We start from the raw sequence: 16,048 nt of genomic DNA, 5'->3' as shown, positions 1-16,048 counted from the left end.
AGTTATGGACACCCAAGCCTTGCTGAAGTCAGTACCCACCGGTCTGTGGATCGGCGGTGAGGAACGCGACGGCTCCTCGACATTCAATGTTCTCGACCCGTCCGACGATCAGGTGCTGACCGCCGTCGCCGATGCCACTCCGGAAGACGCGATCGCCGCGTTGGACGCCGCGTGCGCCGTGCAGGCCGACTGGGCGGCCACCCCGCCACGGGAGCGGGGTGAGATCCTGCGGGCGGTATTCGAGAAAATCACCGAACGCGCCGAGGACATCGCGACGCTGATGACCCTCGAGATGGGCAAGGTGCTGCCCGAGAGCATGGGCGAGGTCAAATACGGCGCGGAGTTCTTCCGCTGGTTCGCCGAGGAGGCGGTCCGCGTGCACGGCCGATTCACCCCGAGCCCGGCGGGCACCGGCCGCGTCCTGGTGACCAAGCAGCCGGTGGGCCCGTGTTATGCGATCACGCCGTGGAACTTCCCGCTGGCGATGGGCACCCGCAAGATCGGGCCGGCGTTTGCGGCGGGCTGCACGATGATCGTCAAACCGGCGCAGGAGACGCCGCTGACGATGCTGTTGCTCGCCAAGTTGATGGACGAGGCTGGCTTACCCAAGGGCGTGTTGTCGGTGTTGCCGACCAGCAGCCCGGGGCCGGTGACGGAGGCACTGATCAACGACGGTCGGCTGCGCAAGCTGACGTTCACCGGATCCACCGGCGTGGGCAAGGCGTTGGTCAAGCAGTCGGCGGACAAGCTGCTGCGCACGTCGATGGAGTTGGGCGGCAACGCGCCGTTCATCGTGTTCGACGACGCCGATGTCGACGCAGCCGTCGACGGGGCGATCCTGGCGAAGATGCGCAACGGTGGCGAGGCCTGCACGGCGGCCAACCGCTTCCACGTCGCGAACTCGATCCGCGAGGAGTTCACCGAGAAACTGGTCAAGCGGATGAGCGAGTTCACCCTTGGCAAGGGCATCGACGAGTCCTCGACGCTCGGCCCGCTGATCAACGCCAAGCAGGTCGCCACCGTCGAGGACCTGGTCTCCGACGCGGTGTCGCGCGGTGCGACGGTTGCGGTCGGCGGCGTCGCCCCCGGCGGGCCGGGCAACTTCTATCCGGCCACGGTGTTGGCCGATGTGCCCGCTGACGCGCGGATCCTCAAGGAAGAGGTGTTCGGGCCGGTGGCGCCGATCACCGGCTTTGACTCCGAGGAGGAGGGCATCCAGGCGGCAAACGACACCGAGTACGGGTTGGCGGCCTACATCTATACCCAGTCGTTGGACCGCGCGCTGCGCGTGGCCGAGGGCATCGAGTCGGGCATGGTCGGCGTCAACCGCGGCGTGATCTCCGATCCGGCCGCACCATTCGGCGGAGTCAAGGAATCCGGCTTCGGCCGTGAGGGCGGCTTCGAAGGCATCGACGAGTACCTCGACATCAAATACATCGCGCTGACCAAATAGCGCCGAGGGTTTCGCTGCACCCCAACCGGCTACCCCGGTCGTCGTGGAGCTCGAACAGTTGTCCGGCCGCATCGACGGCGTCGACCCCGGCTCTGACCGCGAGATCACCAACGCGATGACGGGTGAGCCTCTCGGCCGGGTCCCGCACTGCAGCCGGGCGGATGTGGTCGCGGCGGCGCAGCGAGCCCGTGCGGTGCAACAGAAGTGGGCCGAGACGCCGGTCGAGGAACGAGCGGCGATGCTGATGCGCTTCCACGATCTGGTGCTGCAACACCAGGACGAAGTACTCGACATCATCCAACTGGAGAACGGCAAAGCGCGCCGCCACGCCTTCGAGGAAGTCGTCGACGTCTGCCTGACGGCGCGGTACTACGCGAACACCGCCGCGGACTACCTACGCCCCAAGCGGCGCCAAGGCGTGCAGCTGATGCTGACCGAGGTGTGGGAACACCACCATCCCAAGGGGTTGGTGGGCGTGATATCGCCGTGGAACTACCCGCTGACGCTGGGCATCAGCGACGCGCTACCGGCGATCGTCGCGGGCAACGCGATCCTCGCCAAACCCGACGACCGCACCCCGTTCTCGGCCCTGTGGGCCGTGGAAATGCTCGAGAAAGCAGGCATGCCAAGCGGTCTCGTGCAGGTCGTCACCGGACCGGGTGCTGAGCTCGGCGCCCCGATCATCGAAGAGTCCGACTTTCTGATGTTCACCGGTTCCACCAGCGTCGGGCGCACCGTCGCGGCCCAGGCGGCCGAACGGCTCATCGACTACTCGATGGAACTCGGCGGCAAGAACGCACTGCTGGTGCTCGACGACGCCGACGTGAAGAAGGCGGCCAAGGGCGCGGCGAGGGCGGCGTTCTCCAACGCGGGACAGTTGTGCATCTCGATCGAGCGCATCTACGTGCCGACCACACTCTGGGGCGAGTTCGTGGACCGCTTCGTCGCCGCAACCGAGGCGATGACGCTGTCCGGGGCGTTGGACTATTCGGCGGACATGGGCTCGCTGATCAACGACAAACAACTGCAGACGGTCACCCACCACGTCGACGACGCGGTCGCCAAGGGGGCCACCGTGCTTGCTGGTGGTCGCGGCAGGCCGGACATCGGCCCGTATTTCTACGAGCCGACCATCCTGTCCGGTGTGCGGGAGGGGATGGCCGCATACGCCGACGAGACGTTCGGGCCGGTGGTTTCGCTGTACCCGGTGGACACCGAGGACGAGGCGATCGCCAAGGCCAACGACAGCGCATACGGGCTGAACTTCAGCGTCTGGACGTCCGATCCGGCCCGGGGCAGGCGGGTGGCTGCGCGTCTGGAGGCGGGCACCGTCAACGTCAACGAGGGCTACGCCGCGGCGTGGGCGTCGGTCGACGCGCCGATGGGCGGGATGAAGGATTCCGGCGTCGGCCGCAGGCACGGTGAGCACGGCCTTCTCAAGTACACCGAGTCGCAGACCATTGCGATGGAGCGATTGCTGCCCGTCGGCGCGCCGTCGTGGCTGCGCGCCGACCGATACGCGTGGCTGATGACGTACGGGTTGAAGGCGTTGAAGCGGTTGCCCGGCGTCAAGTAGTCGCCAGCGCGCCTTCTCTGCTGGTTGGGGTTGCCGCCCTAGACTTCGCGCAGTGCGCCAGGCGATTCCCGCATTGGACGGCATCCGCGCCGTCGCCGTCGCACTCGTGCTTGCCGAACACGGCGGCATCCCCGGCGTTTCCGGCGGATTCCTGGGTGTCGACGTCTTCTTCGTGCTCAGTGGCTTCCTGATCACCTCGCTGCTGCTTGACGAGCGGGCCCGTACCGGGCGAATCCGGCTGCGCGACTTCTGGATCCGGCGGGCCCGTCGGCTGTTGCCCGCGTTGATCGCGATGGTGATGGCCGTCGTCGCGGCGCGCAGGTTCTTCCCCTCCGAAGCCACCACGACGCTGCGCGACGACGCCGTCGCCGCCTTGGTCTGGGTGGCCAACTGGGCGTTCGTCGCGCAGAAGACCGACTACTTCTCGCAGGGCAGCCCGCCGTCTCCGCTGCAGCACACCTGGTCCCTCGGCGTCGAGGAGCAGTTCTATCTGCTGTGGCCGTTGCTGGTGCTGGCCGTCGCCGCGGTGTTCGGGGCGCGGGCCCGGTGGGCGGTGTGCGGGCTCGCCGTGCTCGGCGCCGCGGGTTCGGCCGCCGCGGCGATTCTGATGTCGTCCGACGTCAACCGGGTCTACTTCGGCACCGACACCCGCATCGAGGCGCTGATGGTGGGCGCCGCCGCGGCCGCGCTGCTGGTGCGCGACTGGCGGGTGCTGACCGCGGGCGGCACCTTGATCCGCACCCGGTACCGGCGGTGGGCCGCGACCGCGATGTCGCTCGTGGGACTGGCCGGGCTGGGTGCGCTGGCGCACTACGCGACGGGCAGTGCCCGCGACTTCTCCTACGGGCTGCTCATCGCGGTGGCCCTCGCTGCGGTGCTGGTGGTGGCGCCGGTGGCGCTGGACCAGGGCTCACCGGTGGCGAAGGCACTGGCGTGGCGGCCGCTGGTGTGGCTCGGCGCCATCTCCTACGGCGTCTACCTGTGGCACTGGCCGATCTTCTTGGCCCTGAACGGGGAGCGCACTGGCTGGTCGGGGTGGCCGCTGTTCGGCGTGCGGTGCGCGGCGACGGTCGCGGTGGCGACGGTGTCGTGGTGGGTGCTCGAGCAGCCGATCCGGCGCTGGCGACCGGTGTTCGTGCCGATGCTGCCGTTGGCGGGCGCGACGGCCGCGACCGCCGCGGTGGTGACCATGACGGTGCTTCCGGTCAACGTCAAACCCGCCGAGCCCGGTCTGAGCAGCATCGACTCGGCGGCGCTGGTGTCACCGGAGGTGCCGGTCGAGGTGAAGTCGCCGTCGGGCCGGGTCGCGCCGGGGACCCAGCGGGTCGCGGTGTTCGGCGACTCGGTCGCGTGGACGCTGATGCGGTATCTGCCGCCGACGCCGGGGCTGAGCTTCGCCAACTACACAACGATCGGGTGCGGGGTAGCCCGCGGCGGGCCCTACCGTTATGCCGGCGAGACGCTGAACCAGAAACCCGAATGCGACGCCTGGCCGCAGCGGTGGGCGCAGCGGATCAACCACGACCGGCCCGATGTCGTGCTGCTGATCATCGGCCGTTGGGAGGTCGTCGACCGGGTCAACGAGGGCAACTGGACGCACATCGGCGAGGACGGATACGACGCCTACCTACGCGGCGAGTTGCAACGTGCACTCGACATCCTGACGTCGACCGGTGCGCGGTTGGTGGTGACCACCGAGCCGTACAACCGTCGCGGCGAGCGGCCCGACGGCAGCCTGTATCCCGAAGACCAACCCGCCCGCGCCGACCGGTGGAACAAGTTGTTGCGCAGCGTGATTGGCAATCGGCCGAACATCACCGTGCTGGATCTGAACAAGAAGCTGGGCCCGAACGGCTACTACACCAACAAGGTCGACGGCATCAAGATGCGCATCGACGGTGTGCACCCGACGCCGGAGGCGGTCAAGTGGTTGACGCCGTGGCTGATCGACGCGCTGCTCAAACGATAGCGATGGACGAAGAAGTCGCCGTATTCGACGAGCACGGCAACGTGGTGGGGACGGCGCCGCGGTCGCAGGTGTATGCCGAAGGGCTTTGGCACGGAAGTGCGGGAGTGTTGTTGCGGTCCACGGACGGTCGACGGATCTATGTCCATCGCCGCACCACCACCAAGGCGGTGTTCGCTGGGATGCACGACTGCCTGGCCGGTGGCGTCATCGATCCTGGCGAGACGCCATTGCAGACCGCGACGCGAGAGCTGGAGGAAGAACTCGGAATCACCGGGCAGACACTGACACCCCTGGCCTCGGCTGCTTGGGACGGCGAGTGGGCGGACCGGCCGATGCGATGCCACGTTTTCGCGTTCGGTGTGCGCTACGACGGGCCGATCCGTCACCAAGCCAGCGAGATCGATGATGGCTGGTGGTGGACCGACGCCCAATTGGCGGACCGATTGGCAGACCCTTGCTGGCCGTTCGTGCCGGACACTCGCGTCTTGATCCCGCGGTTATTGCACTGACGGCTGTCGATTGCCTCTACGCACAGCCCTCAACGCAAAAACCGGCGCGAAAGAGCCGACCTCAGTGCCCGAGTCGGCCCTGCCCGATGGCCGACCTCAGTGCCCGAGTCGGCCCTGCCTGATGGCCGACCTCAGTGCCCGAGTCGGCCGCGGCCCAGGCGCAGCAGCAGCATCGCCAGGTCCTTGCCGTCGGGGCCCAGCTCGCTGTAGCGCTCGATGACCTTCATCTCGCGGCTGTGCACCAGCCGGGTGCCGCCAGACGCCATCCGGGCCTTGCCGATCAGCTTGGATACCTCGGTCCGCCGCTTGACCGCGGCCAGTATGGCCGCATCGAGCTCGTCGATCTCGCGGCGCAGGTCGTCAATCTCAGCCACGGGTTCCATTTCGATAGTCATTTCGGCTCCTCATTGTGTGGGTTGTCGGTCTCATCCGGTTTCGGGCCTCACACAAGAGACGAGCCCCGGATCCGGAAGCGGACCGCGGGGCTCTTCTGAAGCAGCTAGACCACGGGCACCGCTGGCCGGTACCCGTAAAAAAATCGTCCTTGCTGCATGAGCACGTCTAGAAGTCTGCCATTTGAAGCCGTGGGAGCGCAAAGGGTGTCCCCTCTCAGCGGTAAGTTGGGACAGACATGAGTTTGCACGTGACCGACCTGAATTCCGACTCCGAAGCCCTGCTGGACGGCCTGAACCCGCAACAGCGCGAGGCCGTGCTGCACGAAGGCACACCTCTGCTGATCGTGGCGGGCGCCGGCTCCGGCAAGACCGCGGTGCTGACCCGGCGCATCGCCTACCTGCTGGCCGCCCGCGACGTCGGCGTGGGCCAGGTGCTGGCCATCACGTTCACCAACAAGGCCGCCGCCGAGATGCGCGAACGTGTCGTGCAACTGGTCGGGCCCCGCGCCAGGTCGATGTGGGTGTCGACGTTCCACTCCACCTGTGTGCGGATCCTGCGCAACCAGGCCTCCTTGATCAAAGGACTGAACTCCAACTTCTCGATCTACGACGCCGACGACTCGCGGCGGCTGCTGCTGATGATCGGCAAGGACATGGGGCTGGACACCAAGCGGTACTCGCCGCGGCTGCTGGCCAACGGCATCTCCAACCTGAAGAACGAGTTGATCGGGCCGGAGCAGGCGGCTTACGACGCGTCGAACGCGATGGAGGATCTGCCGCGGATCATCGCCGAGGTGTTCGCCGAATACCAACGCAGGCTGCGGGCCGCCAACGCACTGGACTTCGACGACCTGATCGGCGAGACAGTCGCTGTGCTGCAAGCCTTTCCGCAGATTGCACAGTATTACCGCAGGCGGTTCCGGCATATCCTCGTCGACGAATACCAGGACACCAACCATGCGCAGTACGTGTTGGTGCGTGAACTGGTCGGGCGCGAGACGGAGGATGGCGTCGCGCCCGCCGAGCTGTGTGTGGTCGGCGACGCCGACCAGTCGATCTACGCGTTCCGCGGTGCGACGATCCGCAACATCGAAGACTTTGAACGCGACTTCCCCAATGCCACAACCATTCTGCTGGAGCAGAACTACCGCTCGACGCAAAACATCCTGAGCGCGGCCAACTCGGTGATCTCCCGCAACGCCGGGCGTCGGGAGAAGCGGCTGTGGACCGACGCGGGGGAGGGCGAGCTGATCGTCGGCTACGTTGCCGACAACGAGCACGATGAGGCGCGGTTCGTGGCCGAGGAGATCGACGCGCTCGCCGACAAAGGTGAGATCACGTACAACGACGTCGCGGTTTTCTATCGCACCAACAACTCGTCGCGGGCGCTGGAAGAGGTGTTCATCCGCGCCGGTATCCCGTACAAAGTCGTCGGCGGCGTTCGCTTTTACGAGCGCAGGGAGATCCGCGACATCGTCGCCTATCTGCGGGTGCTCGACAACCCCGGCGACTCGGTCAGCATGCGGCGCATCTTGAACACGCCGCGGCGCGGCATCGGCGATCGCGCTGAGGCGTGCGTGGCGGTGTACGCCGAGAACACCGGGTTGAGTTTCAACGACGCGTTGCAGGCGGCGGCCGAGGGCAAGGTGCCGATGCTGAACACCCGCTCGGAGAAGTGCATCGCGAGTTTCGTTGAGTTGATGGACGATCTGCGCGGCAAGCTGGATGACGAACTCGGCAATGTCGTCGAGGCCGTCCTCGACCGCACCGGCTACCGCACCGAGCTTGAGTCCTCCAGCGACCCGCAGGATTTGGCGCGGCTGGACAACCTCAACGAATTGGTCAGCGTCGCGCACGAATTCAGTACCGACCTGGCCAACGCGCAAGCCATGGGCGAGGTCAACCCGGAAGACGAGGACATCCCTGACACCGGAGTGCTGGCCCAGTTCCTGGAGCGGGTGTCGCTGGTCGCCGACGCCGACGAACTACCCGAGCACGGTGCGGGTGTGGTGACCATGATGACCCTGCACACCGCCAAGGGACTGGAGTTCCCCGTCGTGTTCGTGACGGGCTGGGAAGACGGCATGTTCCCGCACATGCGGGCGTTGGGCGATCCGACCGAACTGTCCGAGGAGCGGCGGCTGGCCTATGTCGGGATCACCAGGGCGCGGCAGCGTCTGTACGTCAGCAGGGCCAGGGTCCGCTCGTCGTGGGGGCAGCCGATGCTCAACCCCGAATCGCGGTTCCTCAAAGAGATCCCGCAGGAGCTCATCGACTGGCGGCGCGTCGAACCGCCTCCGTCGTTGTCGGCGCCCGTAAGCGGTGCGGGCCGGTTCGGGACACCGCGCCCGGCGCCCACCCGTTCGGCGGCAGGCAAGCGCCCGCTGCTCGTGCTCGAGCCGGGCGACCGGGTCACCCACGACAAGTACGGTCTAGGCCGCGTCGAGGAGGTGTCCGGGGTGGGGGAGTCGGCGATGTCGCTGATCGACTTCGGCAGCGCGGGCCGGGTCAAGCTGATGCACAACCATGCTCCTGTGAGCAAGCTGTAGATCGGGCTCGGGCGTAACGATTCGGCGCCCGCTCCGTGTTGATCTTGGAGTGCACACCGTCTCCAGCGACTGGCATCTGTGGCTCGGCTTCCTCGGTGCGTCGATCGCGATCGCGTTCTCCCCCGGCGCGGGAGCAATCCAAACGATGGCGTCCGGCCTGAGTCACGGCCTGCTGCGGTCGTACTGGAGCATTGTCGGCCAGGAACTGGGCCTGTTGCTTCAGCTGACCCTGGTTGCGCTTGGCGTTGGCGCAGTTGTCGCCAAGTCGATCCTCGCGTTCACGATCATCAAATTCGCCGGCGTGTTGTATCTGCTCTACCTCGCTGTGCGCCAGTGGCGGGCGTCCACGTCCGCGCTCGCCGATAAGGTCACCGGCGCGCCCACGCGGCCGGGAATTCCGTTGCTGGCCAGGGGATTTCTGGTCAATGCGACCAACCCGAAAGCCCTGGCCTTCTTCCTCGCCGTGCTGCCGCAGTTCGTCGTCCCGACTGCGCCGCTGCTACCGCAGTACTTCGTGATCGGGTTGACGATCATCACCACTGACATCCTTGTGATGAGCATCTACGCGGGCTTGGCGACGCGGCTCCTCAGGGCGTTGGGGGCGCGCCAACAACGGCTGCTGAACCGGTTCTTCTCCGGCCTGTTCGCGACGGCGGCGGTGGTGCTGGCGCTGGTGCGTAGGGCCGCGACGGCCTAGGGGTTCGCGCTGCGCGCCCAGCGGCCAGTGGCGGGCAGTAGCGCAAGCAGAATGGTGGCAAGCGGCAGCACCGGGATCGCGTACACCGGCGCCGCCAGGTTGGCGCCCGCGACGAACAGGCCGGTGAAGATCAGCAGCCCCACGGTCGCGCCGACCACGATCAGCAGCCTGCCCATTCGCCGCCTCAGCAGCAGCGCGATCAGCCCGCTGATGAGCGCGCCCGCCGACACCGCGGTGAGGAAGCCGATGGCGACACAGAACAGCCGATCCGAGCGCCACCAGCCGGTGATCAGATCGGTGGCGATGACCGCGGTGGCCCAGCCGGACAGGATCGCGGCGATCGTGGTGCAGATGGCCGGCGTGGGGGTGGCTTGCGCCGACCGCGTCGGGCCGACGGCCACCGGCTTGGCCCGCGGAATGTAGGACGTCTGCGGCTCGGTCAGGGCCGGGAACTCACCCGTCGGATGGCGCCGAATGATGCTCGTCTGCGGTTCAGCTTCGGCAGGCATCGGTGACGACGGCGTGCCGGCGTTGCGCCGGATGCGTGGAAATTCGTCAGAGGTTGGTTCGGATGGACCGTCGCTCACACTTAGCCAACGTAGTTGCCGGGGCTGAGACCCCGCTGCGCCAGCCACGGCACCGGGTCGATCCGGTTGGTGCCGTTGAGCAGAACCTCGAAGTGGCAATGCGGCCCCGTGGAATTGCCGCGGTTGCCGATGGTGGCGATCTGATCGCCCGCCATCACACGGTCGCCCTTGCTGACCAGCCAGGTGTTGACGTGGCCGTACAGCGTGACCGTGCCGTCGTTGTGCCGGATCTTGACCCACGCGCCGTAACCCGCGGTGGGGCCGACGTCGATCACCGTGCCGTCGGCGACCGCATAGATCGGCGTGCCGATCGCGTTGGCGACGTCTATGCCGCCGTGCAGCACGCCCCAGCGGTAGCCGAAGCCGGACGTGAACACGCCCTTGGTGAACATCACGAACAGCGGCCGGTTCAGCCGCGCCTCGCGCTCGGCGCGCTCCTGCGCGAACGCGGCGGCCTTCGTGATCTCCTCGGCGTGCACCGACGAGTTGGCCGCTGGCGTGACCGACACGATCTGCATGCCGTCCGTCGAGCCGCTGACGACGCCGCCCATCGACGACGTGTCGGCGGCGAGCACCGCTTCCGTCGGCTTCTTCTGGTCGGAGGTGTTGGCCATCGTGTAGGCGCCTGCGGCCGTTGCGCCGACGGCCATCGCCGCGACCATCAGTCGGCCCTTGACGGGCACGTCGTCCTTGCGGTGCAGCCCGCGACGGCCCGAGATGTCGATGATGTCGGTGGCCGCGACGCCGTTGCTGGTGTCGGTGTGGCTGTCACGGTAGGCGTGTGAGACGCGCCGTTCGTCGCGCGCATCGGGGCGGAACTCCGACGGCACCGCCAACCGCAGCGGGATCAGATCGTCGGTGTCGTGCAGGTCGTCGAGCTCGGGGGCGCGAATCACCTGGGACTCGCGGTCGAACGCGGTGTTTTCGCGAAAGTCGAGGTCAGCGAGGTCACCGAACTCGTTGAATGGAATGATGTCCGTGATTTCAGAAGCCTCAGGTTCGGCCCGTGAGTGCCGAGCGTTCGTCGTGACCTCCACCGGAGATTCAGACGAACGGTGCCGTGCCAACCTGGAATGTCCTTCTAGTCGTGACCGAAACGTGATCTAGACCAGAGGCACGTTAACCAAATCCCAATGTTGGTGGCAACCCGAGACGGTATTCCGCCGCAGATTGTGACTTGTATCACGTGACGGCGGGCGGTGAGATCTACCACATGACCGGTGGGCGATGCGGAGCGCGTTATTCCGTGTGGATAAAGTTCCCCGTGGCCCGTCGGGCGCAAACCTTCGACGTCAACGCACAAAGACAGTGAGTCCATGGATCTCTTCGAATACCAAGCGAAAGAGCTGTTCGCCAAGCACAACGTGCCCAGCACGCCGGGTCGGGTGACCGACACCGCCGAGGGCGCCAAGGCCATCGCCACCGAAATCGGTCGACCCGTCATGGTCAAGGCGCAGGTGAAGACCGGCGGCCGCGGCAAGGCAGGCGGTGTGAAGTATGCGGCCACCCCCGACGACGCTTTCACGCACGCGCAGAACATCCTCGGCCTGGACATCAAGGGCCACGTCGTGAAGAAGCTCTTGGTCGCCGAGGCCAGCGACATCGCCGAGGAGTACTACATCTCGTTCCTGCTGGACCGTGCTAACCGCACGTACCTGGCGATGTGCTCGGTCGAGGGCGGCATGGAAATCGAAGAGGTCGCCGCGACCAAGCCCGAACGGCTGGCCAAGGTGCCCGTCGACGCCGTCAAAGGCGTGGATCTGGCGTTCGCGCGCTCCATCGCCGAACAGGGTCACCTGCCCGCCGAGGTGCTCGACGCGGCCGCGATCACCATCCAGAAGCTGTGGGAGGTGTTCGTCGCCGAGGATGCGACGCTGGTCGAGGTGAACCCGTTGGTGCGCACACCTGACGATCAGATCCTCGCGCTGGACGGCAAGGTCACGCTGGACGCCAACGCCGACTTCCGTCAGCCCGGCCACGCCGAGTTCGAGGACCGCGACGCCACCGACCCGCTGGAGCTCAAGGCCAAGGAGCACGACCTCAATTACGTCAAGCTCGACGGTGAGGTCGGCATCATCGGCAACGGCGCCGGACTGGTGATGTCCACGCTCGACGTCGTCGCGTACGCGGGCGAGAAGCACGGTGGCGTGAAGCCCGCCAACTTCCTCGACATCGGCGGCGGCGCCTCGGCAGAGGTGATGGCGGCCGGTCTGGACGTCATCCTGGGCGACGCTCAGGTCAAGAGCGTGTTCGTCAACGTGTTCGGCGGCATCACGGCCTGCGACGCGGTCGCCAACGGCATCGTCAAGGCGCTGCAGATCCTCGGCGACGAAGCCAACAAGCCACTGGTGGTCCGGCTCGACGGCAACAACGTCGAAGAGGGCCGGCGCATCCTGGCCGAAGCCAACCACCCGCTGGTGACCGAGGTGGGCACGATGGACGAAGCCGCCGACGTCGCGGCCGCTAAAGCGGCGAGCGCCTGAAAGGACTGAAATGGCAATCTTTTTGACGAAGGACAGCAAGGTCATCGTCCAGGGCATCACCGGCGGTGAGGCCACCACGCACACCGCGCGGATGCTCAAGGCCGGCACCCAGATTCTCGGCGGCGTCAATGCGCGCAAGGCGGGAACCACGGTGTCGCACAAAGACAAAGATGACAACGACGTCGAACTGCCGGTGTTCGGCAGCGTCAAGGAGGCCATGGAGAAGACCGGCGCCGACGTGTCGATCATCTTCGTGCCGCCGAAATTCGCCAAGGACGCGATCATCGAGGCCATTGATGCGGAGATCCCGCTGCTGGTCGTGATCACCGAGGGAATTCCGGTGCAGGACAGCGCATACGCGTGGGCCTATAACGTCGAGAAGGGCAACAAGACGCGCATCATCGGGCCGAACTGCCCCGGCATCATCACCCCCGGCCAGTCGCTGGTCGGCATCACGCCCGCCAACATCAGCGGCCCCGGCCCGATCGGTCTGGTGTCCAAGTCCGGCACGCTGACCTACCAGATGATGTTCGAGTTGCGCGATTTCGGCTTCACCACGTCGATCGGCATCGGTGGTGACCCGGTCATCGGCACCACTCACATCGACGCCATCGAGGCCTTCGAGAAGGACCCCGACACCAAGGTCATCGTGATGATCGGCGAGATCGGCGGCGATGCCGAGGAGCGTGCCGCCGACTACATCAAGGCCAACGTGTCCAAGCCGGTCGTCGGCTACGTCGCGGGATTCACTGCGCCGGAAGGCAAGACGATGGGCCACGCGGGCGCGATCGTGTCCGGCTCGTCGGGCACCGCGCAGGCCAAGAAGGAAGCCCTCGAGGCCGCAGGCGTCAAGGTGGGCAAGACCCCGTCGGAGACGGCGCGGTTGGCCAGGGAGATCCTGCAGAGCCTGTAGCGCGTCGCCGGGGTGGTTGGGCCGAGCTAGAAGGCCCAACTGCCCGTTGGGGATACGACGAAATCATGGCGGTCGCCGCCGCTGCACGCCAGCATGTTCTCACCGGCCGCGCACCCGGTGTCGTTGACCATCAGACTTGCACCAATCGGCTTCGCCCCGATTAGGAACCCGTTCCAGTTGTCGGTTAGCCTGACGAATTAACACCTGTCAGGAGGTTGAGAAATGGTCGATCCGCGGACCCCGGTCGTAGTGGGCGTCGGCCAGTTCACCGAACGCATCGACGACGCCGATTACCGCGGCATGTCGGCGGTGGAGCTGGCGACGGAGGCCGCGCGCGCCGCGCTGGCGGACACGGGCGCGAACGTCGGCGCGGTCGCCAAGGCCATCGACACCGTGTTCGGACTGCGGCAGTTCGAGATCTCCTCACCGATGCCCGCCAAACTGGGGAAGTCGAACAACTACCCGCGGTCGGTCATGCAACGGGTCGGCGGTGATCCCGCGCGTGTAGTGCTCGAACCGGTCGGCGGTCAGGGCCCGCAGAAGCTGGTCACCGAGGCAGGCAACACGATCGCGGCGGGCGCTGCGGGCGTCGTGATGATCATGGGCTCTGAAGCCGGGTCGACGGTGAAATACTTCGCGAAGCGGGACGACAAACCCGACTTCACCGAACACGTCGAGGGGCAGCTAGAAGACCGCGGCCATCAGCTGTTCAGCTACATCGACGACTACACCATCCAACACGGGCTGACCGGCGCGCCGGTACAGTACGGACTGCTGGAGAACGCCCGCCGCGCACGGCTGGGCCGCACTGTCGCGGACTATCGGCACCAGATGGCCGAACTGTTCGCGCCGATGTCGAAAGTGGCTGCCAAGAACCCGTATTCGTCGTCACCGGTGGAACGGTCGGTCGACGAGATCGTCACCGTCAGCGACGACAACCGGATGATCTGCGACCCGTATCCGCGTCTGCTGGTCGCACGCGACCAGGTGAATCAGGGTGCGGCGGCGATCATGATGTCGGTCGAGGCGGCCCGTCGGCTCGGTGTGCCGGAAGACAAATGGGTGTATCTGCACGGCCATTCCGACATGGTCGAACAGGCGACACTGGACCGACTCGATCTCGGGGCCAGCCCGGCCTCGGCGATGGCAGTCCGGGAAGCGTTGCGGGTGGCCGGGATCGGTGCTGACGACGTCGCCACCTTCGACCTGTACAGCTGCTTCCCGTTCCCGGTCTTCGTGGCCTGCGAGGCCCTCGGCATCGACGGCGACGATCCGCGTGGTCTGACGCTCACCGGCGGACTGCCATATTTCGGCGGTCCCGGCAACAGTTACTCACTGCACGGCATCGCCGAGACGGTTATCGATATGCGTAACGCGCCTGGGCAATTCGGCTTCGTGGGTGCCAACGGCGGCATCATGAGCAAGTATTCGGTCGGCATCTACTCCACCGAACCTGTCGACTGGCGCACCGACCGTTGCGCGGAACTGAACCAGGAGATCGCCGCGCTGCCGAAGGTGCCGGTGACCCGCGCTGCGGACGGCGCCGCGACGATCGAGACGTATTCGGTGCGTTACGACTGGCCGATCCGCACCGGGATCATCGTCGGCCGCCTCAGCGTCGACGACTCCCGCTTCATGGCCACCACTGAGGATGACGATCTGGTGGCTCTGATGTCCGACGGCGATCCGCTGGGCGCTCCGATCAGCGTGTGGTCGACCGACAACGGCAACCGCGCTAGCCTCGCTTAGACCGCTGCACGCGTCCTCGAGACTCGTGCCGATTTCGCTTCGGCTGGTTTCCATTTCGACGATGTTCGGCGTGTGGATCGTCGAAAACCCTGGCAATGAGTGGGCTGATGGATGGCATGGCACGTCCTCCCCGTCGTTTGTGCACGCTCACCCGTGAACTGTTCTCGCGCCACTGGCGCGCGTCATGCGTAGTGCACTACGCGCAATTGGGTCGCGCCATTACCCGCCGCAGCGAAACGCCTCAGACGAGTGCGGCCAGCTTTCCTGCCAGACGTTCGACGTACGCGGCGACGTCGTCTGCGGATTTGTCGGGCAGCCCGAACAGCACCTCGGTCACGCCGAGATCGGCCCAGCGGGCCAGCTTCTCGGGATCCGGCTTGAAATCCAGCGCGACGATCTGCGGTGCGCCGTCGCGGTCTGCCGCGGCCCACATGTCCTGCAGCAGCTTGACCGGCGCGTCGATGTCGAAGTCCCGAGGAGTGGTGATCCAGCCGTCGGCGCTGCGGGCGATCCACTTGAAGTTCTTCTCGGTGCCCGCGGCACCCACGAGCACCGGGATGTGCGACTGGACCGGCTTCGGCCACGCCCAACTGGGTCCGAAGTTGACGAATTCGCCTTCATACGAGGCCTCTTCCTCGGTCCACAACGCACGCATGGCTTCCAGGTACTCCCGCAGCATGGTGCGCCGCCGCCCCGGCGGCACGTTGTGATCGGCGAGTTCGTCTGTGTTCCAACCGAATCCGACGCCGAGGCTGACCCGACCGCCGGACAGGTGGTCCAGTGTCGCGATCGACTTGGCCAACGTGATCGGGTCGTGTTCCACCGGCAGCGCCACGGCCGTCGACAACCGCACCCGCGAGGTCACAGCGCACGCGGCGCCGAGCGACACCCACGGGTCCAGGGTGCGCATGTAGCGGTCGTCGGGCAGCGACTCGTCGCCGGTGGTGGGGTGCGCGGCCTGCCGCTTGATCGGAATGTGGGTGTGCTCGGGCACGTAGAAGGTGGTGAAGCCGCGGTCATCGGCGAGTTTGGCCGCCGCCGCAGGGGTGATACCGCGGTCGCTGGTGAAAAGTACGAGCCCGTAGTCCATGCCATGAATTAGAACGTGTTCTAGTCTGCGGGGCAAGGCCGGGGTGGCTAGGTAGTGGCGCGCAAGCGGAAATGCGTA

Annotated in this window: 13 protein-coding genes; 9 read left to right on the top strand and 4 right to left on the bottom strand. The window is 66.4% G+C overall.

Translation table 11 applies throughout. The annotated features are described in order from the left end of the window. The first annotated feature begins 4 nt into the window (after nucleotides 1–4). From A5724_RS27210 to A5724_RS27195, 4 genes are read left to right on the top strand one after another with little or no spacing between them, the layout of a single operon-like run. Nucleotides 5–1,453, top strand: a complete 1,449-nt coding sequence (locus A5724_RS27210; protein ID WP_067809637.1) for an NAD-dependent succinate-semialdehyde dehydrogenase — start codon at nucleotides 5–7, stop codon at nucleotides 1,451–1,453. Between the two features lie 43 nt (nucleotides 1,454–1,496). Then, nucleotides 1,497–3,029, top strand: coding sequence for a succinic semialdehyde dehydrogenase (locus A5724_RS27205; protein ID WP_067809634.1), 1,533 nt, complete (start codon nucleotides 1,497–1,499; stop codon nucleotides 3,027–3,029). 52 nt (nucleotides 3,030–3,081) lie between these two features. Continuing rightward, entirely contained in the window at nucleotides 3,082–4,998 is a 1,917-nt protein-coding gene (locus tag A5724_RS27200; protein ID WP_156752475.1) for an acyltransferase family protein, read from the top strand. Nucleotides 4,999–5,000: 2 nt separating this feature from the next. Beyond that, nucleotides 5,001–5,507, top strand: a complete 507-nt coding sequence (locus A5724_RS27195; RefSeq protein WP_067809633.1) for an NUDIX domain-containing protein — start codon at nucleotides 5,001–5,003, stop codon at nucleotides 5,505–5,507. A 131-nt stretch (nucleotides 5,508–5,638) separates the two neighbouring features. Here A5724_RS27195 and A5724_RS27190 read toward each other — a convergent pair whose 3' ends face one another. Further along, nucleotides 5,639–5,902: a chorismate mutase gene (locus A5724_RS27190; protein ID WP_067809631.1), complete on the bottom strand. Its 264-nt coding sequence runs from the start codon at nucleotides 5,900–5,902 to the stop codon at nucleotides 5,639–5,641. Nucleotides 5,903–6,138: 236 nt separating this feature from the next. On the opposite strand from A5724_RS27190, the gene pcrA reads away from it, so the two are divergent. Continuing rightward, nucleotides 6,139–8,451, top strand: a complete 2,313-nt coding sequence (gene pcrA / locus A5724_RS27185; RefSeq protein WP_067809628.1) for a DNA helicase PcrA — start codon at nucleotides 6,139–6,141, stop codon at nucleotides 8,449–8,451. Between the two features lie 49 nt (nucleotides 8,452–8,500). Beyond that, the gene (locus tag A5724_RS27180) at nucleotides 8,501–9,148 is read left to right on the top strand and encodes a LysE family transporter (protein ID WP_232004999.1); all 648 of its coding nucleotides are present in this window, start codon (nucleotides 8,501–8,503) and stop codon (nucleotides 9,146–9,148) included. Here the strand turns inward: A5724_RS27180 and A5724_RS27175 are convergent. Beyond that, on the bottom strand, nucleotides 9,145–9,657 hold the full coding sequence (locus A5724_RS27175; RefSeq protein WP_197518796.1) for a hypothetical protein: 513 nt from the start codon (nucleotides 9,655–9,657) through the stop codon (nucleotides 9,145–9,147). The two genes, A5724_RS27180 and A5724_RS27175, sit on opposite strands and share 4 nt — an antisense overlap. 80 nt (nucleotides 9,658–9,737) lie before the next feature. Next, nucleotides 9,738–10,772, bottom strand: a complete 1,035-nt coding sequence (locus A5724_RS27170; protein ID WP_232004998.1) for a M23 family metallopeptidase — start codon at nucleotides 10,770–10,772, stop codon at nucleotides 9,738–9,740. Nucleotides 10,773–11,051: 279 nt separating this feature from the next. Between A5724_RS27170 and sucC the strand changes: the two genes are divergently transcribed. From sucC to A5724_RS27155, 3 genes are all read left to right on the top strand, one after another. Beyond that, the gene (gene sucC / locus A5724_RS27165; protein ID WP_067809615.1) at nucleotides 11,052–12,218 is read left to right on the top strand and encodes an ADP-forming succinate--CoA ligase subunit beta; all 1,167 of its coding nucleotides are present in this window, start codon (nucleotides 11,052–11,054) and stop codon (nucleotides 12,216–12,218) included. Nucleotides 12,219–12,228: 10 nt separating this feature from the next. Then, the gene (gene sucD / locus A5724_RS27160; RefSeq protein WP_067809613.1) at nucleotides 12,229–13,131 is read left to right on the top strand and encodes a succinate--CoA ligase subunit alpha; all 903 of its coding nucleotides are present in this window, start codon (nucleotides 12,229–12,231) and stop codon (nucleotides 13,129–13,131) included. Between the two features lie 222 nt (nucleotides 13,132–13,353). Beyond that, on the top strand, nucleotides 13,354–14,880 hold the full coding sequence (locus tag A5724_RS27155; protein WP_067809611.1) for an acetyl-CoA acetyltransferase: 1,527 nt from the start codon (nucleotides 13,354–13,356) through the stop codon (nucleotides 14,878–14,880). A 241-nt stretch (nucleotides 14,881–15,121) separates the two neighbouring features. Here the strand turns inward: A5724_RS27155 and A5724_RS27150 are convergent, their stop codons facing one another. Continuing rightward, nucleotides 15,122–15,970 carry an LLM class F420-dependent oxidoreductase gene (locus tag A5724_RS27150; RefSeq protein WP_067809609.1) on the bottom strand — a complete coding sequence of 283 codons (849 nt, stop codon included), beginning with the start codon at nucleotides 15,968–15,970 and terminating at the stop codon, nucleotides 15,122–15,124. Nucleotides 15,971–16,048: the final 78 nt, after the last annotated feature.

Origin of the sequence: Mycobacterium sp. ACS1612, from assembly GCF_001667505.1 — a bacterium.
Taxonomy (GTDB): Bacteria; Actinomycetota; Actinomycetes; order Mycobacteriales; family Mycobacteriaceae; genus Mycobacterium.
The sequence above is the reverse complement of the archived record's forward strand: the minus strand, read 5'-3'. Positions and strand labels throughout refer to the sequence as shown.